This window comes from Imperialibacter roseus, assembly GCF_032999765.1.
Taxonomy (GTDB): domain Bacteria; phylum Bacteroidota; class Bacteroidia; order Cytophagales; family Cyclobacteriaceae; genus Imperialibacter; species Imperialibacter roseus.
This window is the reverse complement of the sequence record NZ_CP136051.1, coordinates 2,542,524-2,566,502: the sequence shown is the minus strand read 5'-3', so window position 1 is coordinate 2,566,502 and position 23,979 is coordinate 2,542,524. Positions and strand designations below refer to the sequence as shown.

Annotated in this window: 19 protein-coding genes; 14 read left to right on the top strand and 5 right to left on the bottom strand. The window is 47.0% G+C overall.

From position 1 onward, the window contains the following. Positions 1–15: 15 nt before the first annotated feature. Both RT717_RS10655 and RT717_RS10650 read right to left on the bottom strand, forming a co-directional pair. Entirely contained in the window at positions 16–465 is a 450-nt protein-coding gene (locus RT717_RS10655; protein WP_317491717.1) for a KTSC domain-containing protein, read from the bottom strand. Between the two features lie 98 nt (positions 466–563). Beyond that, the gene (locus RT717_RS10650) at positions 564–2,072 is read right to left on the bottom strand and encodes an outer membrane protein assembly factor BamB family protein (protein ID WP_317491716.1); all 1,509 of its coding nucleotides are present in this window, start codon (positions 2,070–2,072) and stop codon (positions 564–566) included. A 289-nt stretch (positions 2,073–2,361) separates the two neighbouring features. On the opposite strand from RT717_RS10650, the gene RT717_RS10645 reads away from it, so the two are divergent. Both RT717_RS10645 and RT717_RS10640 read left to right on the top strand, forming a co-directional pair. Continuing rightward, positions 2,362–5,718, top strand: a complete 3,357-nt coding sequence (locus RT717_RS10645) for a VCBS repeat-containing protein (RefSeq protein ID WP_317491715.1) — start codon at positions 2,362–2,364, stop codon at positions 5,716–5,718. Further along, positions 5,718–7,055 carry a vanadium-dependent haloperoxidase gene (locus RT717_RS10640; RefSeq protein ID WP_317491714.1) on the top strand — a complete coding sequence of 446 codons (1,338 nt, stop codon included), beginning with the start codon at positions 5,718–5,720 and terminating at the stop codon, positions 7,053–7,055. Before RT717_RS10645 ends, RT717_RS10640 begins: the two co-directional genes overlap by 1 nt. A 434-nt stretch (positions 7,056–7,489) precedes the next feature. Here RT717_RS10640 and RT717_RS10635 read toward each other — a convergent pair whose 3' ends face one another. Together RT717_RS10635 and RT717_RS10630 are read right to left on the bottom strand one after the other, a co-directional pair. Then, positions 7,490–8,098: a 3-keto-disaccharide hydrolase gene (locus RT717_RS10635; RefSeq protein ID WP_394854128.1), complete on the bottom strand. Its 609-nt coding sequence runs from the start codon at positions 8,096–8,098 to the stop codon at positions 7,490–7,492. 89 nt (positions 8,099–8,187) lie between these two features. Further along, positions 8,188–11,637 (bottom strand): ThuA domain-containing protein, encoded by a 3,450-nt coding sequence (locus RT717_RS10630; RefSeq protein ID WP_317491713.1) that lies wholly within the window; start codon positions 11,635–11,637, stop codon positions 8,188–8,190. A gap of 209 nt (positions 11,638–11,846) precedes the next feature. Between RT717_RS10630 and RT717_RS10625 the strand changes: the two genes are divergently transcribed. The 3 genes from RT717_RS10625 to RT717_RS10615 all read left to right on the top strand — a co-directional run bounded on the left by RT717_RS10625 (position 11,847) and on the right by RT717_RS10615 (position 15,699). Then, entirely contained in the window at positions 11,847–12,932 is a 1,086-nt protein-coding gene (locus RT717_RS10625) for an aminotransferase class V-fold PLP-dependent enzyme (protein WP_317491712.1), read from the top strand. Between the two features lie 125 nt (positions 12,933–13,057). Then, a complete protein-coding gene (locus RT717_RS10620) occupies positions 13,058–13,981 on the top strand; it encodes a universal stress protein (RefSeq protein WP_317491711.1) in 924 nt (307 codons plus the stop codon). A 65-nt stretch (positions 13,982–14,046) separates the two neighbouring features. Then, the gene (locus RT717_RS10615) at positions 14,047–15,699 is read left to right on the top strand and encodes a glycerol-3-phosphate dehydrogenase/oxidase (RefSeq protein ID WP_317491710.1); all 1,653 of its coding nucleotides are present in this window, start codon (positions 14,047–14,049) and stop codon (positions 15,697–15,699) included. 21 nt (positions 15,700–15,720) lie between these two features. Here RT717_RS10615 and RT717_RS10610 read toward each other — a convergent pair whose 3' ends face one another. Then, positions 15,721–16,170, bottom strand: a complete 450-nt coding sequence (locus RT717_RS10610) for a MarR family winged helix-turn-helix transcriptional regulator (protein ID WP_317491709.1) — start codon at positions 16,168–16,170, stop codon at positions 15,721–15,723. Between the two features lie 183 nt (positions 16,171–16,353). Between RT717_RS10610 and RT717_RS10605 the strand changes: the two genes are divergently transcribed. Genes RT717_RS10605 through dapA form a run of 9 tightly spaced genes read left to right on the top strand, consistent with a single transcriptional unit; the run spans position 16,354 to position 23,931 of the window. Further along, a complete protein-coding gene (locus RT717_RS10605) occupies positions 16,354–16,893 on the top strand; it encodes an RNA polymerase sigma factor (RefSeq protein WP_317491708.1) in 540 nt (179 codons plus the stop codon). Positions 16,894–16,935: 42 nt separating this feature from the next. Beyond that, positions 16,936–17,388, top strand: a complete 453-nt coding sequence (locus RT717_RS10600; protein ID WP_317491707.1) for a hypothetical protein — start codon at positions 16,936–16,938, stop codon at positions 17,386–17,388. A 10-nt stretch (positions 17,389–17,398) separates the two neighbouring features. Continuing rightward, positions 17,399–17,896, top strand: coding sequence for a hypothetical protein (locus RT717_RS10595; protein ID WP_317491706.1), 498 nt, complete (start codon positions 17,399–17,401; stop codon positions 17,894–17,896). Between the two features lie 48 nt (positions 17,897–17,944). Beyond that, a complete protein-coding gene (locus RT717_RS10590; protein WP_317491705.1) occupies positions 17,945–18,910 on the top strand; it encodes a hypothetical protein in 966 nt (321 codons plus the stop codon). Between the two features lie 30 nt (positions 18,911–18,940). Further along, a complete protein-coding gene (gene xseA, locus RT717_RS10585) occupies positions 18,941–20,245 on the top strand; it encodes an exodeoxyribonuclease VII large subunit (protein ID WP_317491704.1) in 1,305 nt (434 codons plus the stop codon). Then, on the top strand, positions 20,238–20,438 hold the full coding sequence (xseB, locus tag RT717_RS10580; protein WP_317491703.1) for an exodeoxyribonuclease VII small subunit: 201 nt from the start codon (positions 20,238–20,240) through the stop codon (positions 20,436–20,438). The genes xseA and xseB overlap by 8 nt, the downstream gene beginning before the upstream one ends. A 49-nt stretch (positions 20,439–20,487) precedes the next feature. Further along, positions 20,488–22,542, top strand: a complete 2,055-nt coding sequence (gene ligA / locus RT717_RS10575; protein WP_317491702.1) for an NAD-dependent DNA ligase LigA — start codon at positions 20,488–20,490, stop codon at positions 22,540–22,542. Continuing rightward, positions 22,542–23,063 (top strand): DUF6913 domain-containing protein, encoded by a 522-nt coding sequence (locus tag RT717_RS10570; protein WP_317491701.1) that lies wholly within the window; start codon positions 22,542–22,544, stop codon positions 23,061–23,063. The genes ligA and RT717_RS10570 overlap by 1 nt, the downstream gene beginning before the upstream one ends. Continuing rightward, complete coding sequence (dapA, locus tag RT717_RS10565) at positions 23,056–23,931, top strand: 4-hydroxy-tetrahydrodipicolinate synthase (RefSeq protein ID WP_317491700.1); 876 nt, start codon at positions 23,056–23,058, stop codon at positions 23,929–23,931. Before RT717_RS10570 ends, dapA begins: the two co-directional genes overlap by 8 nt. The last annotated feature ends 48 nt before the right edge of the window (positions 23,932–23,979 follow it).

Genomic DNA, 23,979 nt, shown 5'->3' with positions numbered 1-23,979 from the left:
CAAGAGCAGAGAAATTTACGCCGGCTCCAAGTCCCTTTTTGACTTTCTGTAAAGAAACGAGTTGAAGATATTTCGCTTGCCAAACCTGTAGGGCTTGTCTGAATTGATCAGGCCCTGATACACGTGCTTTGTCACACCAAAATACTCATAGGTGGTACCATCCAGAAAGGTTACTTCAAGTACCAATCCCTTGAGCTTGAAATCGACAATACCAGATTCGGTTGTGGTAGTCGTGTATTCAGCCAAATTGGCTTCTTTGGTTTCGGGCGCTATGCTCACCAAAAAATGATATGCGTCGATGATTTGTAAACTCTTCTGCTTTGCTTCGGCAGCTTTTTCATCATCCTGCTGAAACTTATCAGGATGCCACTCTTTCACCAGGTTCCTGTAAGTGGTTTTTAGTTGTTTAAGGTCTGTATCTGCCTCAGCATTAAACAGTTTCCTGTATTCATTGATGCGCTTCATTGCTGCCCTCTGTTAATTCGGCTGCAAAGCTAGAGATTTAAATGATCCAAAGCGAAGTTGTGGCAAATATCATATCCGAATCCGGCTACGAGCACTGCTCACTTTCCTTCGAATACCCCATCGCCGTTGGAGCCCATATAAGCTCCCCATCTCACAGGGTTGTCCATTTCGATACCCGTTGATATGCGCTTGATCTTCATACCAAGAAACACCATCAGATCAGAGGTGGGATTGAAGTACTGACAATGAACAATATCGAGGTAGCCATCACTGTCCATGTCTCCGATATGGGGAGTTGAGAAAATGTTTTTGAATCCATTGAGTTGGTCGATGGGAATGACTGATTTGTCTGTAAAATTAATGGCAACCAGTTTTGTAAGTATCTCGCTCGATTTCTTGTTCACAAAGCCCTCTGCACAGTCAAATTCGTTGATGCTGATGATCGCCTCATCTATTCCATCATCGTTTAGGTCGTAAACAACGGGCGAAGAGAAACCAGTGCACCCCATTTCGGCCAGGTAGGCGATCTCTCCTGTTTGTCCGTCAAGCATTACTTGCACCGATCCTGTGTTTTCCGGCCAGGCACCTCTGCTCACAAAGGTGAAAAAGTCAGGCACGCTGTCATCAGTGAAATAGCCCACAGCAAAGCTATTGCTCGACTCTGAGTCTTCAATCTTTTTTGTCCAAATAGGCTTTTCAGTTTTCCCGTCGATGGCAAAAATGCTACTAGCATGTGAAATAGCTACGACGTCATAAAAGCCATCACCAGTAATGTCAGCCACAGAAGGTGGTGCAATGAAACCGTGGTCAATTTCTGTAGCCAGCACGTTGGCTTTTGCCAGCTGACGGCCCTTTAAATCAGCCAGGGTAGTTGCGTACAGGCTGCCTGAGATCGTCTCCCCTCCTGTGCCGAATAGTATAATAACGTCGTTGCTACCGGGCTGCTGAAAAGCTATAGGCGACATGTACGACTCTTTACCATCAGGCATCGTATCCGCTGCCAAAATCTCACCGGTTTTGGTATCCATCAGCATTAGTACGCCAGGAAATCGGTTGCTGGTGGAAAATGGCTCAACCTTGGAATTTCCGCCATTCACAATCAGCAAGTCCTTGAGCCCGTCCCCATTTTGGTCAGGCACCAGCACACTATTGTAAAAATTGAAACGGGCATACTGAAGGATGGAATCCTGGTGGTACAACTCATGATTATAGGCCCAGATAACCTCACCTGTTTTTCCGTCCAGCGCCCTTAAATGGGGCGACCTCCCACCAATAAACACATCAGGCACCTGGTCACCGTTCACATCGTAGAGTGTCGCCGAACCAAACACCTGGTCAGTGGTTTCTTGTCTCCAAAGCAACTCACCTGTTTTTCCGTCCAGCGCCATCACGCCAAATTCTGACTTTTGGTATTCGTTCTTCCCGGCACCCATCACAATATCCAACACACCATCCAGATTAAGGTCAGCGGCCCTTGGCGACGACTGAGAACCAATGATAGAGAAGTCCTGCACCCAGGCAACTTCCGTCTTCTTTTTTTTGCAGGAGGTAACTGCCACGCCAGCGCACACAACAAGCAAGAGCAACAGTTGATGGGAAAATTTCATAGTAATCGCTATTTCGGTCGCTAAAGTATTGAAAACCGGACATAAAGCTAAATAAATGAAAGTCTTGGCCACTTGACGGCAACTTCGAAATGTGAGCCCGAGCCGCTATTGTAGTATCCTTGCTTAAAAAACCCGGTGAGCACTACCATATGCTTTTCATAAACATTAACTTGTGTTTGGTTTGGATCGGAAAAATATGCTATTCTCTGACCTGCATGTGATAAAATGCAGCCATATTTGAGAATTGAACCCTTACGAATTGTGATGTTGAATTTTTACTTCTTCCCTGATGGACGCCCGTAGATACATATTGAATCAATTCAGCGCTATTTCGATCAATAATTATTTGATTGTTAATATAATAGTAGCACTGTCTTTCATAAGCACATTGTCCTTTGGTCAACAAAAAGGACCGCTTTTTGAGCTGATGCCCACAACTAAAACAAGCATTACATTCAAGAACATATTGACGGAGAGCCCTACTGCCAACGTGCTCACCTACGAATACTTCTACAACGGCGGCGGCGTGGCCATTGGCGACATCAATAACGATGGCTTGGACGACGTATACCTTATTGGTAATATGGTAGAAAATCAGCTCTACCTCAACCAGGGCAATTTCAGCTTTAAAGATATCACGAAGTCTTCGGGAACAGCTGTGAGTACAGGCTGGAAGACAGGAGCTAACATGGTGGATATTAACGGAGATGGCTGGCTCGACATCTATGTATGCCTTTCAGGGAAAACTGCGCCCGATACCAGAAGGAATAAACTCTTCATCAATAACAAAGACCTGACCTTCACAGAAAAGGCGGCAGAATACGGCTTGGATGATCCATCACACAGCACCCACTCGGCCTTTTTCGACATCGACAATGATGGTGATCTGGACATGTACCTGCTCAATCACAACATTACTGTGATCCGTGAGTTTGAGTTTGCCAAGGCAAAAGAAACACGTGATCCCTACGCTGGCGACAAGCTTTACAGGAACGACAACGGGCACTTTGTCGACATTAGCGCCTCAGCAGGTATCAAAGGCAATCCGCTTGGTTTCGGATTAGGCGTCAACATTGCAGATGTGAACCAGGATGGTTTTCAGGACATTTACGTATCCAACGACTATGTAGAGCCCGACTATCTCTACATCAACAATGGCGACGGCACATTTACTGATGAGATGACCAACTACATGCAGCACATCTCCTACTTCTCCATGGGCTGCGACATCAGCGATATCAACAACGACGGCTGGCCCGACATTTACACGCTCGACATGCTGCCGGAGGACAACAAGCGCCAAAAGCTGCTTTACGGGCCGGAAAATTACGAGCATTTTGCCCTGCTGGTCATCAACGGCTTCTATTTTCAGAACATGCGCAACATGCTCCATCTGAACAACACCGATGGAACCTACAGCGAGATTGGGCAGTTTTCTGGCATTTCCAACACCGACTGGAGCTGGTCTCCCCTCTTTGCCGACTACGACAACGACGGCTGGAAAGACCTGTTCATCAGCAATGGCTATTTCCGTGACTACACCAACCGTGACTTCCTGAAATACAAGGGCGACTACTTCTTTGATATGGCCAGAGAAAAGCAGCCTGCCGACACCTTTCACCTGGTCTCCACCATGACGTCCACGCCCGTTCATAACTATATCTATAAAAATAATGGCGATCTGACATTCACGGACATGAGCAACGACTGGGGCTTTGCCAATCCAGGCTTTTCCAGCGGCGCTGCTTATGCCGACCTTGACAAGGATGGAGATATTGACCTGATCGTCAACAATCAAAATAACGCCGTTTCCATCTATAGAAATCAAACCCAACAAAGATACCCCGACCGCAACTACCTGGACATTACGCTGAAAGGCCTTTCAAAAAACTCAAGGGGCTACGGTGCAAAAGTACATGTGTATGCAGGCGAACAGGTACAATATTTTGAGCAGATGCCCACCAGAGGCTTTCAGTCGTCCGTTACCGGCAGGCTTCATGTCGGACTTGGGCAGCAGAACAAAATAGACTCAATCAGAGTAACATGGCTGAGTGGTGCTGAGCAAAAGCTTTCAGGCATCGCTGCGAATCAAACTATTACGATAGAAGAAACAAATCCTGAAAAGCCTTACCTGTTTGCTTCTGCCAGGACGTCATTTGAGCCAACAAACTTTTCAAGAGTAGAATGCCCTGTCTACTACGAACACCTCGAGTATGGTTTCAACGACTTCAAACGTCAGCCACTCCTGATGACGATGCTCACCAACTGCGGCCCGATCATGACGACGGGTGATGTGAATGGAGATGGCAGAGAAGATATTTTCGTGGGCGGCGCACAGGAGAACCCCGGGATGCTGTTCATTCAGTCGGCCGCTGGTTCGTTCGAGCCTGGCAACTTTCCGGTCACGCAGTCCGACCTACAGTATACAGACGCAGGTGCCAGCTTCTTCGACGCCGATAAAGACGGCGACCTCGACCTTTACCTTGTTAGCGGTGGCTACAATGATTACAGTGAGAAGGATAAAGCCACACAAGACAGGCTTTACCTGAACGATGGGAAAGGAAACTTCACCAAAGCGATGGATGCCTTACCTGACATGCTCGTTAGTAAATCATGCATCGCCTATGCCGACTTTGACAAAGATGGAGACATGGATCTTGTGCTGGGCGGAAGAGTTATTCCCGGAAGGTATCCCGAAGTGCCACAAAGCTTTTTCCTTGAGAACAAAGGAAACGGCAAGTTTGTCGACGTAACGGCTGCCAAAGCCAAAGAACTCGGCACTATTGGCATGGTGACAGATGCTTCCTGGGTGGATTTGAATGGCGACAAGTGGGATGATTTGGTAGTGGTTGGCGAGTTTATGACCATTGAAGTGTTCATTAATAAGCAGGGAAAATCGCTGGAGCGGTCAACGAGCCAATATTTCGACAAGCCAATCTCAGGTCTCTGGAGCAAAATGGTAGTGCATGATTTTGACAAAGACGGCGACCCTGACATTGTTGTGGGGAACTTCGGGCTAAATACCCAGCTTCATGCCAGCGAAAAAGAGCCCATCACCCTTGTTTACAAGGACTTTGATAACAATGGGTCGGTGGATCCCATCCTCAACTACTACATTAAAGGCGAATCGGTTCCATTTGCCAGCAGAGACGAACTGCTTGATCAGATTTACGCTATGCGAAGCAAGTATACTGACTATTCTTCCTACGCCGATGCCAGGCTGAGCACCATCTTCTCAAAAGCTGACTTAAAGGATGCCAAAGAGCTGAAGGCCACCGAGCTGCGGAGTATGTACCTGGAAAATAGAGATGGCAAACTCATTTCTCACGCCTTGCCGGATGAAGCACAGTTCGCTCCTGTTTATGCAATGACGCTGGTCGACTACAACAAAGATGGAAACATGGACCTGGTTGTTGCGGGTAACCAAAGCTCTATTCGCATTCGCATGGGGGTTATCGATGCCAACTTTGGCCAACTGTATGAAGGTGACGGCAAGGGACATTTCAAATATGTATCGCAATCAAAATCTGGCTTCAGGTTCACTGGAGATACCAAGTCGCTTGACGTGATAGATGTGGCAGGTGAGCAGTTCCTGCTCGTGGGTGTGAATAATGTGGGTATCGAAGCGTATAAATTGAATAAGTGATGAGAAAGATTGTTATACTGGGTGTTTTGTTGGGCACTATGCAATTTACCACCTCTGCGCAGACCAGCCTAAGCAATACGGAAGCGGCCAAAGTGTTTGCCGAGAACGTCTTCCACCTGTCGGAGGTGATGCTTCACGATGTGGCTAACCCGCCTGCTGCCAGCCGGTTTTATGCTTATGCAATGCTGGGTGCTTACTACACAGCTAGCACCAGTGGTAGCGACATTCCTCAAATTGGCCCAAACTTCAAAGTAAACCCTGGCGTTCATGCCCCCTACTCCGCAAAAGGCTTTGACCTGACTTTTGCCGCTACCTATGCTATGCTGGAGGTGGGAAAAAAGATCATGCCCTCGGGCTACCTGCTCAAAAGCAATCAGGAGCAGTTGGAAGCTCAGTTCAAAGAGCAATACAAGCTTTCATCCAGGTCTATTGACGCCAATAAGAAGTACGCCATTGAAATAGCAGACCAAATCATTCAGTATGCCAAAGGCGATGGGTACAATAAGCTGAGCACCTACACCAGGTACACGCCAAGCAAAGAGGAAGGTCGGTGGTACCCCACACCTCCTGAATACATGTCGGCCATCGAGCCGCAATGGAAAACCATCAGACCATTCTTTCTCGAGTCGTATGACCAGTTTGTGCCGGCAGCCCCGGCTCCTTTCAGCCTCGACACTACGAGCTCGTTTTACAAGCAAACCATGGAGGTGTATGATGTTGTGAAGAACATAACGCCAGAGCACAAATTGATTGCCAGCTTTTGGGACTGCAACCCCTTTGCCGTGGCCTATTCGGGCCATATGGCCATTGGATTGAAGAAAATCTCTCCTGGCGGCCATTGGATGAGTATTGCGGGCATCGCCTGCGAAAAGGCTAACATTTCCTTCGACTCCACCCTCTTTGTTCATGTCATGGTAAGCACTACCCTACACGACGGCTTTATTAGTTGCTGGGATGAAAAATACCGCAGCGATAGGATCAGGCCTGAAACCATGATCAACAAATACATCGACTCCGAATGGCGACCAATTCTCCAAACACCTCCCTTTCCTGAATACACCAGCGGGCACAGCGTAGTGTCTGCAGCCTCTTCTGTTGTGCTCACAACACTTCTCGGCGATAATTTCGCTTTTAGAGACGACTCTGAGGTGTATTTCGGATTACCGGAAAGGGATTTCAATTCGTTTTACGAGGCTGCAGCCGAAGCGGCCATTTCAAGGCTTTACGGCGGCATTCACTACCGAGACGCCTGCGACGAGGGAGTAAAACAAGGCCGGGCCGTAGGCACAAATTCCATCAACAAGGTTCTGAAGCCAGCCAGCAAAGGCACAAACTGAAGAGGCAGTGGGTATTTTTGTTTTTCTGCTATCAACCATTTTTGATAGGATCGCTCAGCATGAACCTGCTGACTTTTACACGATGAGACTGAAAACAAAAAAGCTTTCGGGCGAACCCGAAAGCCTTTTACCTGCTCAGGAATGAGGTAACTAAACCTCTTTTAGACAAGATTTAGGCTCCTCCTTATCGCAACCTTCCACTGTTAACCTGCCCGCCAGCTGGCGGGCGAGGTCCGCCAGCTGGCGGATGAGGCCTGGTTTTGGCAAGAAGGTTAACCCGGAATTGTATTCATGTTAGGTTTAGAACCATCTGCCTGCTCAGGATTTAATACGAAGTTAGAGCATTCAATACTTTTTGACAAAGAGAAGGAACCAATATTTCTATTAATTTTTCGAACCGAAATAAATGGCAAAAAGCATCGTTTATAGGCACCTTAAAGCTCCTTGATCATGATGTTTCTCCACTTCACACGAATACCACCTCCGTCGTGAATTTGAAGGGCAATTGACCCCGTCGCCTGCCCGATCTTCTCGTCTTTGAAAGAGATCATCTCGGTACCATTAACCCAGGTAGTCACTTCATCGCCCACCACCTTGATGCGCATCGTGTTCCACTCTCCCATCTTCAGGGCCTTGTCCTTTTCAGGATCTGGCTTGATCAACCAGCCTCTGCCGTAGGACTCGTAAATTCCGCCAGTATCATGTCCCGGAGGTGCCACTTCCGCCTGCCAGCCAGTGATCTTTGTGCCCTCGATGCTCGACCTGAAAAACACACCGCTGTTTCCATTGGCCTCCTGCTGAAACTCGAGCGTAAGGTCAAAGTCCTTGTAAGTTTTCTCTGTTGCAAAATAACCGTATCCTTTATCCGGCCCACTTTCGCACACCAGTAAGCCGTCTTCTACAAACCACTTTTCAGTGCCGTAAATCTTCCACCCTTTCAGGTTCTTGCCATTGAAAATGGATTTTTGAGCAAACGCCCCGTTAGTCATCAAAAGCGCCAGGCCAATCGCCAAGGATACCCCCGTTAATTTCATTCTTTTCATTGTTGCTTATTGTTTAAGTATATCTTTATTAGCTACTAAATTGTATTACCTTCTGTCGACTCCAAAGGCGAAACTTACCATAGCATAGGCTATTTTTCAAATTGAATCGTTTTCAAAACCGCCAGGTTGTCGTTCGGCTTTTCAGGTTTCATGATAAAGAAGTACATATCATGGCGTCCCTCTAACGGTTTTTCCAGTGTTCCGCTCACTGTACCGTTCTCACCCCAGGAGCCCGTGGCAACAAAATCTGTCTTGCTGACAATTGGCCCGGCATATGAGTCCAATCGAACTTCTATATAGCCATTTTTCTTGTCTGCGGCATACTCGTAGCTGAACCCTTTGATCCCGGTCATGTCTATATTCTTCAAAAGAATATAAGACTTATGGCCTCCCTGACTCAAGCTGTTTCCCCACCGTGGGAAGCCTTCGTGTGCGTCTGCAAATACCGTGCTCACCCTGGCATTTCGAAGAGTAATTAGCTCTGAGCCGGTCAGCGGCCCCACGCCATTGGCGCCTTTGTCTGTGTAGGTAGCCAATAAATTATACACACCACGTCTATCGTCTTTTTTGTGCTTGTTCAGGGCCACTTTGCCTTCCGCCGGCAGCGTAGTAGCCGTTGATGGGTTGGCCAGCGATAGAATGTAATTGACAATCTCTTTGGCGTCGTCCATGGGGATCTGCGGGTGGGCTGCCATCACGTGCACGTCACCCCAGTTGCCGCCGCCGCCCTGGATAATCTTCCTGGCCAATGTATTGACTGCCGAAGGGTCTCCCTTGTATCTTTCTGCCACTTTCAGGTAGGCGGGCCCGACAGAAATGTCTTTTACAGTATGGCAAGCCTTACAATCGCTGGCTTCAATAAGCGATTTACCAAGAGAGTTATCCCCCAGCACTGCCTGGTGACCAACTGCTTCCGCTGCTGCCATACTTGGCGTGGGATTGTAGTCAAACAATACAGTCACTGCTGAAGGGGGTATAATCCCTTCTTCCCTATCGTTTACCTTCACCTTGTAAGCGAACGACGGATTATTGTCCCAGAAAAACGACTTGTTGCCAGCCGTTTCAACTGCTGCCTGTGGCCGCTCGTTGCCCACTCGCACCAGCACTGTATCCAAGCCTACCGCACCAGCCTCGTCGATTACCCGCAACACTGCGTTATACAGTCCTGGCGTCTCGTAGGTATAGTTTGCGTTGCGCTCCGTAGCTCCCACTGTCTTCCCATCAAACAACCACTGGAAGCTCATTTTATCGTCATCATCATAATCGGTTGTGCCAGCGCTGCTGAACTTCACGGCCAGTGGTGCCACACCTGCTATTTCCGAAGGCCCCTTGTATCGTGACTCTGAGGTAACAAAAGCCCTGGATCTCATCTCCTCCATCGCTACCGAGTCGACAATGCTTGCCCTGGCAATTGGTGCCCGGTTGCCGGTATTGTATTCCACCCTGACCAACCTCGCATCGTCATTATCGGCACCGTACACCGACCCGTACTCCAGCATGTACATCACGCCTTCCTTGCTGAACACCATATCAATAGGTCTTCGGAAGTCGCCATTGTTGGTCATAAAGGGCTCGTTGCGCACATAGTTCTCGTTTTCATCGAACCGCAGCACCATGACCCAGTTTCTCATCCAATCGAATACGAACAAGCTGCCGTCGAAATACTCGGGAAACCCATTTGGAGACTTCTGCGAAGCATTATATGTGTAAAAAGACCCCGCCATGGCGCTTCTTCCTCCTTTGCCCAGCTCAGGAAAATCGGGTGATGCAGCGTAAGGGTACCAAATCATTGCTGGAGTCGCAGGAGGCAGGTTAGTAAGACCCGTATTGTTCGGCGAGTTGTTCACCGGTGCTGCCGGGTCATATTTCGGCCCTGCGGTGTTTGTGGCAAAGTCCCACTCAGCGTAGGCGTAGTTGTTGCCAACAAAGTAAGGCCAGCCGAAGTAGCCTGCCTTTTTGGCCTGGTTAAATTCATCATATCCTCTTGGGCCTTGTATACTGTCCTCACCTGCATCCGGCCCTATCTCGCCCCAATAGATTGTTCCTGTTTTAGGATTGATCGCTATCCGGTACGGATTGCGGCAGCCCATCGCATAAATTTCAGGCAAAGTCTTCTCTGTGCCTGGTGCAAACAAGTTTCCTTCCGGTATTGTGTACGTTCCATCTTCCTGCGGACGAATCCGCAAAATCTTTCCTTTGAAATCGTTGGTGTTGGCAGCCGACCGTTGCGCATCCATGGGGAAGTACTGAGGCTCAGGCCTTTCGTCGATGGGTGCATAACCATTCGAAGGAAATGGTGTGGTGCCATCCCCGGTCGATAGAATCAGGTTGCCATCCTTGTCGAAGGCCAGTGAGCCACCATGGTGTGCCCCGCTGTTGATCTGCACAGGCACTTTCAAGAGCACTTTTTCCGAATTCAGGTCTAGCGTGTTGTCGGCAGTTACCACAAATCGGGACAAATGGAAGAAAAATGGTTCCCCCTCCATCGGCGGTGAGTGATACAGATAAATATATCCGTTGCTGGCAAAGTCCGGGTCAAGCGTCACTCCTATCAGTCCGGTGCCTCCTTTGTTCATCACATCGAGCTGATGCACCAGCTTATTCTCCCCGCTCTTTGTGTCGAACATCCATAGCTTTCCGTTGAACATTTCGGTGTAAAAAAGCCTCCCGTCGTCAGCAATGGCCATTTCCATCGGCACGTCAAGGTCATTCACCAGGATTGTTTTCACGAAACGATTTTCCTCAGGCGCTTCCACCGCATATGATCTAGAGTAATCAAGGGTCACATTTTCTCCTATGGCATATTGAATACCGCCATAAAGATGCTGTAGAAACAAGGGGTCACTAAAGCTGTCTTCCACATGACCGCCTCCGGTGTAGAAGGCCCGACCGCCGTCAAACTCATGGTACCAAGCAATGGGGTGGTTGGCTCCATTCGTGCCACCATTGTAGGTGTTTTCGTCCAGGTAGGCGAGCACATTCAACTCAGAGTAAAAGCTTTTATAACTATACCACTCGTCTGTTCTTTCCCATTTGGCTGGAAGCCCCTTTGTAGAAATATGCGTAGTGTCGGTGACAAGCACAGTGGCTTTTTGAATATTGGAATTTCGGGGATGGCTGGAAAAGTGGGCTCCCATGAGTTTGCCGTACCACGGCCAGTCATATTCGGTGTCAGCGGCAGAGTGAATACCAATATAGCCACCACCCGCCTGGATATAGCGTTCGAAGGCCGCCTGCTGTTTGGCATTCAGTACATTACCGGTCGTGCAATTGAATACTACTGCTTTATACTTCTTTAGGTTATCGTCGGTAAATACCTCGGAGTTACGGGTGGTGTCTACGGCAAACCCGTGCTCCTCGCCTAATTTTTGAATAGCGGCTATCCCATAGGGAATGGAGCCATGCTGGTAGCCCCTGGTTTCAGAAAAAACCAGCACCCTTGGGCCGCCTGAACCATTTTCGCACGATTCAAGTGTTAGCAATGAGAGTAAAAGAACACAGCCAGAAAGGAGGTGCCTGGAGTAAAGAAGTAGTTTCATAGGATGTAGCTTAAACAATTAAATGTAAGGCTATTCTTGCTGCTTTCTGATTCGAGAGTTTATGAATGGAAAAATTGAAGGATGAAAGCTTTTGATGCCCTTAGCAAATTGCCAAACAAAAACACTTTTTCCCAGCTTATTTCTTTGTTAGAGCCACATTACTTCCTCATTTTTGCGCAACGGTTCTATCGATTTTTTATCCACCCTTTATGGCAAAGAAAATTTACTTCACCCCAGGTCCTTCCGACATCTATTTCACTGTGGAGGAGCATTTAAAAAACGCCCTCAAAGAGCAAATACCTGCTATTTCTCATAGAAGTAAGCGGTTTCAGGAAATTTATGCAGAGGCTGAAAGCAATCTCCGCACCCTGTTTGGCCTGCCCAACGATTTTCACCTGGCTTTTACCGCTTCCGCCACCGAGGTGTGGGAGCGACTGATTCAAAACTGTGTAGAGAAAGAATCCTTCCATTTTGTCAATGGGTCATTTTCTCAAAGGTTTTATGAAATAGCCGGAGAGCTGGGCCGGACTGCTAAAATGGCAAAGGCTGACTACGGCAGCTACACACCTATCGGAGAGGTCGCTATTCCAGCTTCCGCAGAGCTTATTTCGGTCACGCAAAATGAAACCAGCACCGGCGTTGCCTTCCCGCAAAATGAGATAGAACAGCTTAAAGCCGCCTATCCAAATGCTCTGATTGCTGTAGACTTTGTTAGCTCAGCGCCAGTTTCCAATATTGACTTTAGCAAAATCGACACTGCCTACCTTTCAGTGCAGAAATGCTTCGGCTTGCCGGCCGGATTGGGTGTTTGGTTTTACAACGATCGCTGTCTCGAAAGAGCAAAGGCCTTACAATCAAAAGGTCAGGTAATTGGCTCCTACCACAGCCTGCTCAAGCTACACGAAGGTGGCCTCAAGAAGCAGACGCCGGAAACGCCAAACGTCTTGTTCATCTACCTACTTGGCAAAGTCGCCGGTGATATGCTGTCCAAAGGCCTAGATAGAATCCGAATTGAAGCGGAATACAAAGCAACGGTGCTGTACACCTATTTCGAAAATCATCCTTTGTTTGCTCCTTTTGTAAAAGACGCAGGCGCCAGATCCAAAACAGTGATTGTGGCAGAAACAGGGCAACACACAGCGGCATTGATCGATTTTTTGAAAACTAGAGGCATGGTAGTGGGTAGTGGTTATGGCCCGTTCAAAGATTCGCATATCCGGGTTGCCAACTTTCCAACACACTCAAAAGAAAGCATCGAGCTGCTGGTCGACACGATTGACACCTTCAAGCAATGATTTTTGCCCATTTAACTGCTAATGGCCAAAAAAATACCGTACAAATACTTCTTAGGCGGAGTTGTTTCAAGAATAAATTAGTTTTAGTAAAGTAACTTTGTGTTGATAAAACCTTAATGAAGTAGATGCATAATTTTCATAAAATTCTGGTAGGACTCGACTTGACTGATATTGATGAGCAGTTGATCAAAGCAGCGTCATTCATCACCACTGCGTTTAAGTCCAAAGAGATTTACTTCTATAATGTGATCAGGGACTTCAGCGTGCCTGAAGAGCTTATCAAGGAATTCCCAACTGTTGTGGAACAACTCATTGTCGATAGAAAGCATGAGATGGAAAACAAAGTCAATCAGTACTACAGTTTTCCGGACGGAATAAAGGTCAACTTCCTTGTGAAGCAGGGACAGCCTACCAAAAAGATCATGAAGTTTGCTGATGAGAAAAAGATAGACCTGATCATGGTGGGGCGAAAACCAAAGCCCAAAAGCGGCGGCATCATTATCAACCGTCTTGCGAGGCGTGCAGGGTGCTCTCTGCTTATAGTCCCCAAAGAGTATGACCATGCACTTGAGAAGCTGTTTGTTCCTATCGATTTTTCCGACTACTCTCTTGACGCCATGCAACAGGCGGTGGCAATTGCCCGATCCAATACTAAACCGGTGAAAATTATAGCGCAGAACGTCTACAACGTGCCTCAGGGCTACCACTACACGGGCAAATCCTACAAGGAATTTGCTGCCATAATGAAAGCCAACGCAGAAAAAAACTATGAGAAGTTCATCAAGCAGATAGACACTGAGGGCATTGACATTGAACCGATTTATTCGCTCGACAAGAACGACGACGTGATGGGGACTATTTTTGCCGTTGCTAAAAAGAGCCTCGCCGACATCATCATCATTGGAGCCAAAGGGCGTTCGGCAACAGCCGCCCTGTTCATAGGTACAAACGCAGAAAAACTGGTGCAAATTGACTCAAAAATCCCCATCCTTGTGATAAGACCTACGGGAAGAACGGAAGGTTTGCTGGAGTACCTGAAAGAACTTTAACTATTTTAAAACATTCTTGCCGCCATGTGATTTTATAATAAGCCCTCTTATCATAACTTGCTGGCATGGAATTCCAATTTTCGGCGTCGTCTCATTTCAAACAATTCAAATCGCTCTCTACTGGACGTTTTGATGTCATCGTTATTGGCGGTGGCATTACAGGGGCCGGCATTGCTGTCGATGCTGCCAAGAGAGGACTCAAAGTAGTGTTGTTCGAAAAGGGTGACTTTGCTTCGGGCACCAGCAGCCGGTCGACCAAGCTCATACACGGCGGCCTGCGTTATCTCAAACAGCTGGAGATTGGTCTCGTGCGAGAAGTGGGAATGGAACGCTCCATAGTGCACAAAATGGCCCCTCACATGGTCATTCCTGAAAAAATGCTCCTCCCCCTCGTAGAAGACGGCACATTTGGAAAGTGGGCGACGTCACTTGGCTTATGGGTATACGATGTGCTGGCCGGAGTAGATGGAGACGACCGCCGGGAAATGCTCAACCAGGAGGAAACATTGGCGAAAGAACCACTGCTCAATCCCGAGAAGCTTATCGGTAGTGGCTACTACGCAGAATACAGAACTGATGACGCCCGGCTTACTATTGAGAACATGAAGAGGGCGGCCCAGTTGGGTGCCATGCCGTTCAACTACTGTCATGTAAAGGAATTCATCTACAAAAAGTCAAAGGCTGTTGGCGTAAAGGTGTTTAATGAAATTACCGGTGAGGAGATAGAAGTAAAATCCAACTATATCATCAATGCGGCCGGCCCATGGGTAGACACACTTAGAGATCAGGACCATTCTCTGGAAGGTAAGCGGCTTCATCTCACCAAAGGAGTACATATTGTGGTGCCTCACGCTAAGTTTCCACTTAAGCAAGCGGTGTATTTCGACGTACCCGATGGCAGAATGATATTTGCTATCCCTCGTGGCAAGATTACCTATATCGGTACCACTGACACCGATTATAAAGACAACAAAGACCTTGTGCTTACCAAAAAGGAGGATGCAGACTACCTGCTCTCGGCGGTGATGAATACCTTCCCCTCCGTACATCTTACCATCAAAGATGTATGCTCTTCGTGGGCCGGGCTTCGTCCTCTGATTCATGAAGATGGCAAGTCGGCGTCTGAACTTTCAAGGAAGGACGAAATATTCGAGTCGGAAAGCGGGCTGCTTTCCATTGCTGGTGGCAAGCTTACTGGCTACAGAAAGATGGCTGAGCGCATTGTGGATGTGGTGATGGAGCGCATGTACGAGAAGAATGAACACAAGTTTGTAAAATGCAGTACAGACAGCCTTACATTGCCTGGAGGCGATTTCAAAAACTACAAAGAAGTTGAGAAATACACTTCAGCAATTGAAAAAGCACTGAAAAAGCTTGGAGCAGCTCCTTATGAATCATGGTATTTGGTGTCTACGTATGGGAAGCAGACTGACACCATTCTAAGCATGCTGCCTGATTACCAGCAGGTGAATGACATCAGGGAGAAGCTGCTAATGGCCGAACTGGACTTCTCATTTGAAAACGAAATGATTTGCAAGCCGGTCGATTATCTGGTGCAGCGTTCCGGAAGGCTTTATTTTGACATTGATAGTGTCAATGAATTTTCACACCTAACTCTCAAATATTTTGCAAAAAAGTTTGGATGGGGTGAGGACAGAATAGCTCTGGAAAAACAAGCCATTGATGAAGCGCTGAAAAGAGTAACCACTTTTGCCTAGAAGGCATTTATATTCAAATTACTATGCTCTGAACTTATCCAGCAAATCGTTGAGCTGAACAGCTTCTTCTTCGGTCAAATTGCAAATCTGCCTCTCATGAACATCCATTGCTTTATCTATCCTGCCTAGCAATTCAAGTCCTTTATCAGAAATCAATACATCTACTGCACGACGATCATTCGGGCACTGTTTTCTAATCACCAGCTCCTTGCTTTCCAGCTTATCCACTATTCTCGAGGCATTAGACATGCGATCCAGCATTCGGTCAATGATTAGGTTTACCGTTGACGGCTGAGGGTATTGCCCTCTTAGAATCCTCAATACATTGAACTGAGCTGCGGTTATACCAAATCCCTTGAAAAAGGTATGTTGTTTTTCACCAAGCCAACTGGCAGTATAAAAAAGGTTGATCGTCGCCTTCTGAAACTCGCTTTTGAATTTTGGTTGTTTTATGTCTTCGGCTATTCCCATTTCAATAAATTATTTTCCAGGCACCCTAAATTAGTATTTAACTGCTTTGTTAACATCTATTTGTAAGAAAACAACGAAATAAATTACAAGATAGTTGTAGGTACATGTATTATTTGGAGAAATAAATCTATCGCCTCTTTAAACCTTCACTTCGTATCTTTATCTAATAGCTAAAATCTGGTTTTGCAGGAGAAAGACATTCTTGAAAAAATAAGGGATCCATCGTCGAAGCAATTTGGCTTCTCTCTGCTTGTACGCCACTATCAGAAGCCAATGTACGCTGTAGTTAGACGAATGGTGATAGACCACGATGACGCAGACGACGTGCTTCAGGAGGTCTTTTTAAAGGTTTGGAAAGGAATTGATAACTTTAGGGAAGATGCCAGGCTTTTCACCTGGGTTTATCGGATAGCCAGTAATGAGTGTTTGCAGTTTCTGGCAAAAAAAAAGAGAAGGTTTTTCCTCCCTATTCACGACATAAGCAGCGAATTGTTTGCAAAAGCTGAGCAGTCGGCAGGGTTGTCTGGTAGCGAGATTGAGTTGAAGCTGCAAAAGGCTATTTTGAAACTACCGGACAAACAGCGCCTCGTTTTTAACATGCGGTACTACGACGAGTTAAAATTTGAGGAGATAGCCAGCATAACCGGCACAAGCGTAGGTGCGCTCAAGGCGAGTTATCACCTGGCAGCCAAAAAAATAGAAGAATATGTTACTGCTGGTTAAACCTTTGGCTCAAAAAACAATCAAAGTATTAATCGACTTCAGATGAAAAAGTTTAAGCTCGACGATATAGAAAGGAAAGAGCCGTTTGAGGCACCCGAAAGGTACTTCGATGAGTTTCCATTGAAGATGCAGAAAAGGATAGAAGCAAAAACTGCTGGCTCACCAGTGTGGCAGCCCTTGCTTTCTCCCAAATGGTCCTTGTCGGCACTTGCCATGGTGCTTATGCTGGGTGTTGGATTGTTTGTTTGGAACAACAATAAAGCAACAGAGGTAGATTTGAACCCTCTCGATGCAGTGGCTACAGCCGACCTTATTTACTATCTGGAAATCGAATCTGTCAGTGCCGATGAGCTCGTGCAATTGATGAATCATGCTGAAGCAGAGGATTCAATTTGGAATGACGGTGAGCTAAATTTATTGCCAGAAGAAGAAATGACTGATGAAGAGCTGCTACAGCTCTATGATCAGTTAAGTACACAGGATGACATCCTTTAATTGAATGATTATGAAACGTTTTACATATATAACCCTAATGATCTTGCTATTGGCCACTTATTTGCGAGCGCAGGATCCGGAGGCGATGAAAAAGGTGGAAGCTGCCAAAATTGGAGTGATAACCGAGCGGCTGGGCTTAACACCCGAACAGGCAGAGCAATTCTGGCCTATTTACCGGGAGTTTAGTGACAAAAGAAGAAGCATTTTGGGAGAGATGAGAAATGCACGGAGAGACTTCAATCCTCAAACTGCCACTGAGGAAGAAAACAGGGCTATGATGGACCTGAGCTTTCAGGTGAAAGAAAGAGAACTTAATCTTGAAAAAGAATATTCCGAAAAACTGCTCCGGGTGATTAGTACCCGACAGCTGGTTTCGCTGCGGCAGGCTGAAGACGATTTCCGCCGCATGGTGCTGGAACAGCTCGAAAGAAGAGCCAGGCAACAAAACATGCGGGAGAATCTCAGGGAAAGAAACCAGGACAGGATCAATGGTAAAAGAGGTAACTGAATTTAGATAACACGGCGTATCATAAGGGGGAGAATACATTTTGTCTGTTTGGCATGGGCAAAGCTTGCATTGATTGCAGGCTTTGCCTTTTTGAGTTTCGACTCAGCGGCGCAGGAGGACACCACTACAGTTTATAAGCTATCTTATGAAGACTCATTGTCCATTTTTGACGACATGGACTCGCTGTCAATCTTTAGGTTGATCGACAGTGTGCTTTCCGCTACTCAAAAGTCGTCAACATTGAATGTCAGGCTTTCCTACACCAGCAGGGTCACTTCAGCTGGCAGAGATTTTAGCGTGAAGCAGTACGGGCTAACGCCGGGTGTTTCCTTTTATCACCACAGCGGTGCATTTGCAGATGTTTCCGGCTACTGGAACAGTCAGTTTGAGCCCAACTATAGCCTGACTGTATTAAGTGCGGGCTATCTAGGGCTTCCCACCAAATGGCTCTCCTATAATATTGCCTTCGAAAGGTCTTTTTATGCTCAGACAGTCTCCGATTCTGTCATTACTGCTCCTCCTAACGGGCTTAATGGCACCCTATTTTTTGACGCCGATTGGTTGTATGCCACCATCGACTACACGTATCTTTTTGGAAATAATGATGCACACCGCCTTTCCGGCGCTTTGTCTGGTAACATCGTGTTTCGAAAAGTTTGGTTTCTCGATAAAATTACGCTGTTCCCCTCCGCTAATTTTCTATTTGGCAACGAGGAGCTAGTTTCCTACCGTTTCAATGTAGACCTCACGGATCCAAGAATCCAGCGTTTGATCAGGCGCTTTCCCAGGCTGCGAAGAAGAGTGCTGACACCCGAAACCAGGGATGTGTTTGGCTTGATGAACGTAAGCTTTTCTACCCCCATCTCCCTCAGGTACAAACAGTTTAGCTTGCTTCTCTCCTACACCTACAACATACCCGTTGAGTTGCCCGGGGAGTCGCTGGCTGACACCAAACCCAATAGCTATTTCAGCACAAGCCTGGGTTATATGATTCCACTCCGCCAAAAGAAGTAAGATTCTTTATATTTGGGTTTTCTTGTTCAGATGCAGACTGTAACCCTTTCAGAGTTGGCCTTTACTATCAAGGATGCTATTTCCGGCAACCTCGCCCCTTCCTATTGGGTAACAGCCGAAATTGGCGACATGAAGGTGAATGCCAAGGGGCATTGCTACCTTGAGTTGCTTGAAAAAGACCATCAACAGGTGAAAGCCAAACTTCGGGCAGCCATTTGGGCCTACGACTTCAGGAACATCAATCAATGGTTTGAGAAAATAACCGGCAACTCTTTAAGGCAGGGAATTAAAATACTGGCCAATGCGCAGGTGAGCTTTCACGAAGTATATGGCCTCAACCTGACCATCAAAGATATAGACCCCAACTTCACCATTGGAGAAAGGGAGAGAAAAAAGCAGGAGGTCATTTCACGGTTAACTGAAGAGTTCCTTATCGATCGCAACAAAGGTTTGGTGCTTCCTGTTGTCCCACAACGAATTGCTGTCATAAGCTCTTCCACCGCTGCCGGCTATGGCGATTTTTTGCATCAGCTGGAAAACAATAAAAAACACTATGCGGTGTCGACGAAGCTCTTTCCTGTGACTTTGCAGGGAGATGAAGCTGAGCGAGCCATCCTCAGGGCCATCGAAAATATTTCCAACGAAAAAGATGACTTCGATGCTATCGTTGTCATCCGTGGTGGGGGTGCACAGCTCGATTTGGACGTTTTCAACGAATACAATGTTTGTGCGGCCATAGCCAATGCTCCCCTGCCTGTGCTCACCGGCATAGGCCACGAAAGAGACGAAACCATTGCCGATATGGTGGCACACACCCGGCTCAAGACCCCTACCGCCGTGGCCGATTTTATCCTTGAAGGTTTCGAGGCGTTCACCGAGTCTATCCAGTGGATGGCAAGCAGGCTTTTGCGGCAGGTTGATGAAGAAATGAGAGGTCAGAAGCACCTGCTGGGGCAACTTTCAAAAGACCTGAACTACCTTGCCAGGCAACAAATGGCGCAGGGTCTCTCCTATATCAACAGCGTTAAAAGAGATATAGCGCAGTCGGCAAAATGGAAGATAGAACGGGAACGAAACCGCCTTAGAGAAGTTTCCGCTACTACTATCCACACAGTGAATGAGCAGTTGAAGGCCGCAAAAAACCAGCTGGCTATAGCAGAGAAGTCGGTTGAAGCCAGCGACCCAAAAAAAGTATTGGCAAGGGGATACAGCATTACCACCCTGGAGGGGAAACTTTTGAAGAACAGTAAATTAAAGAATGGGGATTCCATTGTGACTCACTACAGCCATGGGGTCTTAACGTCTCAAATAAAAAGCCTTAATGACCATGAGTAATATAAAATTGTCTTATTCCGAAGCGTTAGATGAGCTAAAGGGTATCGTGGAGAAGATAGAAAGTGCCGAATTGGATGTGGATGAAATAACAAAAATGGTTCAGCGGGCGACCGATTTGATCCTCTACTGCAAGGAAAAGCTTACTCACACAGAAGTGCAGCTGACCGAGGCTATGAAAAAATTGGAAGAATGATGCATTTGACAGCTTATTTGTAGAAATTTAGGTGCCTTAATTTGCCATCATGACCAAGGAAGAAGCCAGAGAAGAAATAGCAAGGCTTAGCCAGGAGCTAAACTACCACAACCGCCTTTACTACCAGGAGCACAGGACAGAAATCTCCGATTTTGATTTTGACACACTATTAAAAAAGCTCCAGGAGCTTGAAGCTGCGTTTCCTGAGTTTGTGGACGAAAATTCTCCCACACTTCGGGTTGGTGGCACAGTCACCAAAGACTTCGAATCCGTTGAGCATAAGTATCCCATGCTTTCGCTGGGAAACACGTACTCTGAGCAGGAACTCCGTGATTTTGATCAGCGGGTATCCAAAGCATTGGAGGGTGCGCCTTACGAGTATTTCTGCGAAATGAAGTTTGATGGTGTTGCACTCAGCCTTACCTACGAAAACGGTCGTCTTTCCCGGGCCGTGACCAGAGGCGACGGAACAAAGGGTGATGATGTGACCAACAATGCCAGAACCATCCACAGTATCCCGCTGCGACTTGGCAAAGACGGAGACTATCCATCAGCGTTTGAAGTGCGGGGTGAAGTTTTCCTGCCCCGGAAAATGTTCGACAAGATCAATGCTGAAAAGGAAGACATAGGCGAGCCTCTTTTGGCTAATCCAAGAAATACTGCATCAGGCACACTGAAACAGCAGGATTCAGCAGCAGTGGCCAAGCGCCGCCTCGACTGTTACGTATACTCACTGCTTGGCGTGGAAAGCCTTATACAAACACACGAGGAAGCAGTGCACTTGCTGGAAAAGTGGGGATTCAACGTATCCCCTACCTATGGAAAATGCGCCACTATAGACGATGTGCTGAAGTACATTGCTGAGTGGGAAACAAAAAGGCTTGACTTACCGCTCGATACCGACGGCGTTGTGATTAAAGTGAATGCAATAACTCAGCAGCGGCTGCTGGGCTTTACGGCCAAAAGTCCCCGCTGGGCCATTGCCTACAAATACAAAACACAAAGTGCGATCACCGAGTTGCTCGACATTACCTATCAGGTCGGGCGGACCGGCGCAGTAACCCCGGTGGCAGAATTAGAACCAGTGCTGCTGGCTGGCACCACTGTGAAGCGGGCCTCGTTACACAATGCCAATGAAATTGCCCGACTCGACCTGCGGGTCGGCGACATGGTGTTTGTTGAAAAGGGAGGCGAGATTATTCCCAAAGTAACGGGTGTCGACACGGCACAAAGGAAACCGGGCAGCCAGGCAGTAGTTTATCTTGATAAGTGCCCGGAATGTGGAACGCCTCTGGTGAGAACCGAGGGTGAGGCAGTGCACTATTGCCCCAACACCGACGGTTGCCCACCGCAGATACAAGGCCGCATCGAGCATTTCATTCAGCGCAATGCCATGAATATCGAAAGCATGGGGCCTGAAACTATTGCTGGCCTGCTCAGTCACAGCCTGATCAAAGACCCAGCGGATATCTATTTCTTGACCTTTGAACAACTTAATGGCCTGGAGTTTTCCAGCTATTCGGAGAAAAAAGGCGATACTGTTACCAGAAGCCTGAGGGAGAAATCTGCCCGCAACATTATCGATGCTATTGAAAAGTCGAAAGAGCAGCCTTTCGAAAATGTTCTCTTCGGCATGGGCATCAGGTACGTGGGAAGAACAGTGGCTGAAAAATTGGCGACGCATTTTGGAGGCATCGAGGAAATCAGCAAGGCCAGCTATGAACAGCTGCTGGAGGCACCGGAAATTGGCGAAAGAATCGCTCAGTCGGTGATTGACTTTTTTGGCTCAGGGAAAAATGTGGACTTCATTAATAAACTTTCGGCAGCCGGGTTGAAACTCAAAACGGAAGGTGGAGCGTTCGTTGCTGCCAGCGACAAACTGGCCGGACAAACTTTTGTCATTAGCGGTGTTTTCAAAGGATTTGAACGTGACGATTTGAAGAGCATCATTAAACAAAATGGTGGCAAGGTCGTATCCTCAGTCTCGGCCAAGCTCAACTTTCTGGTGGCTGGTGATAATATGGGGCCTGCAAAGCTTGAGAAGGCCAACGAGCTTGGTGTGAAAATTATTTCAGAAGACGACTTCCTAAAAATGATCAACTAATGCTGGGCAAACTATTACTACCGGTTCATACGAAAAAAGCAATTAGAAAAAGTACACTGCAAGTGTCACCTGGTTATTCTGATGCAGATCAAATAGGGATCATTTTCAAGTATTTGAACGACGAGCACTATGAAAAGGTGCTAAGCTTCATTCGCCAAATTCAAATAGATAAAAAAGAAGTGACCACATTGGCTTTCTTCCCAAAAAAGGAAGCCACCTCCCAGTATAGAATTCCCCGCTACTCTACTGACAACTTATCTGTGTGGGGTAAGCTAACTTCTGAAGAAATAGACCTATTTTTGACTCGCAACTTTGACTTCCTTATCAATTTAGATACTGAATCTCATGAGTTCGTTGACAACATCTTATCCAGAGCGAATGCAAAGTGTAAGATTGGACACTTTATGGTAGAAAGGAAAGACTTCTACCAACTGATGATACACATTGACCCTTCTACTGACTTCGAGGTATTCCTCGACAAGATTTACTTCTATATCAAAAAACTAAGGGCAAATGCATGATTGGTTAAGTGGGACTGGGGTAGCCCTGATTACTCCTTTTAATGAACAGCTGGAGATAGATTTCGACGCTTTAAAGAAAGTGCTTGATCACGTAAGCGAAGGCGGGGTTGACTACCTGGTGGTGCTGGGCACAACAGGTGAGTCTGTTACTCTTTCCATAGCGGAAAAACACAAAATACTTTCATTCGTTTTCAAGAACAACAGCAAGAACCTGCCCGTTGTGTTTGGCCTTGGTGGCTACGATACCAAAGAGCTTGTAGACTTCATGCCACAGTTGGAGCAATATCCTTTAAAGGCCCTACTCTCCGTTACACCTTATTATAATAAACCCAACCAGGCAGGATTACTGCAGCATTTCACCTACCTGGCTGACCATAGCAAGCTGCCCATCATACTGTACAACGTACCCGGAAGGACTGGCTGCAATATTAAAGCTTCAACTACACTGGAACTGGCAAAGCACCCCAATATCATTGCCATCAAAGAAGCTTCGGGCGATTTAGTGCAGTGCATAGAAGTTGCCCGGTCAATGCCTGAAGGCTTTCAGCTGATATCGGGAGATGACGTGTTAACTGTGCCCATACTTTCGATTGGAGGTAGCGGTGTGATATCGGTCATAGCCAATGCATTCCCAGCCGAGTTCAGTGGAATGGTTCGTCATTCGCTGGCCGGTGACGCTGCAAAGGCGAGCGATGTTTTACACAAGTTGTATGAAGTAATTCAGCTCACTACTGAAGAAGGAAACCCTACGGGTATCAAAGCCATTGTAAGCGCTCTTGGCATCGGCAACGACCGGGTGAGAATGCCTTTGGTTTCAGCGAGTAGCACACTGAAAGCCAGGATCAAGTCTGCTATCGGCAGTATCTGAAAAACCCCTCTTATTGTTGGTACAAAAAAAGGCCTTCGGAAAACTTCC

Excerpts from the sequence above, each read along its gene's own strand:
- RT717_RS10600 (WP_317491707.1), top strand. The coding sequence starts at position 16,936 with ATGAAAAAGTTTAAGCTCGACGATATAGAAAGGAAAGAGCCGTTTGAG.
- RT717_RS10620 (WP_317491711.1), top strand. The coding sequence starts at position 13,058 with ATGCATAATTTTCATAAAATTCTGGTAGGACTCGACTTGACTGATATT.
- RT717_RS10635 (WP_394854128.1), bottom strand. The coding sequence starts at position 8,098 with ATGAAAAGAATGAAATTAACGGGGGTATCCTTGGCGATTGGCCTGGCG.
- RT717_RS10615 (WP_317491710.1), top strand. The coding sequence starts at position 14,047 with ATGGAATTCCAATTTTCGGCGTCGTCTCATTTCAAACAATTCAAATCG.
- RT717_RS10655 (WP_317491717.1), bottom strand. The coding sequence starts at position 465 with ATGAAGCGCATCAATGAATACAGGAAACTGTTTAATGCTGAGGCAGAT.
- xseA (WP_317491704.1), top strand. The coding sequence starts at position 18,941 with ATGCAGACTGTAACCCTTTCAGAGTTGGCCTTTACTATCAAGGATGCT.
- RT717_RS10625 (WP_317491712.1), top strand. The coding sequence starts at position 11,847 with ATGGCAAAGAAAATTTACTTCACCCCAGGTCCTTCCGACATCTATTTC.
- RT717_RS10595 (WP_317491706.1), top strand. The coding sequence starts at position 17,399 with ATGAAACGTTTTACATATATAACCCTAATGATCTTGCTATTGGCCACT.
- xseB (WP_317491703.1), top strand. The coding sequence starts at position 20,238 with ATGAGTAATATAAAATTGTCTTATTCCGAAGCGTTAGATGAGCTAAAG.
- RT717_RS10630 (WP_317491713.1), bottom strand. The coding sequence starts at position 11,637 with ATGAAACTACTTCTTTACTCCAGGCACCTCCTTTCTGGCTGTGTTCTT.
- RT717_RS10645 (WP_317491715.1), top strand. The coding sequence starts at position 2,362 with ATGGACGCCCGTAGATACATATTGAATCAATTCAGCGCTATTTCGATC.
- dapA (WP_317491700.1), top strand. The coding sequence starts at position 23,056 with ATGCATGATTGGTTAAGTGGGACTGGGGTAGCCCTGATTACTCCTTTT.
- RT717_RS10610 (WP_317491709.1), bottom strand. The coding sequence starts at position 16,170 with ATGGGAATAGCCGAAGACATAAAACAACCAAAATTCAAAAGCGAGTTT.
- RT717_RS10650 (WP_317491716.1), bottom strand. The coding sequence starts at position 2,072 with ATGAAATTTTCCCATCAACTGTTGCTCTTGCTTGTTGTGTGCGCTGGC.
- RT717_RS10570 (WP_317491701.1), top strand. The coding sequence starts at position 22,542 with ATGCTGGGCAAACTATTACTACCGGTTCATACGAAAAAAGCAATTAGA.
- RT717_RS10640 (WP_317491714.1), top strand. The coding sequence starts at position 5,718 with ATGAGAAAGATTGTTATACTGGGTGTTTTGTTGGGCACTATGCAATTT.
- ligA (WP_317491702.1), top strand. The coding sequence starts at position 20,488 with ATGACCAAGGAAGAAGCCAGAGAAGAAATAGCAAGGCTTAGCCAGGAG.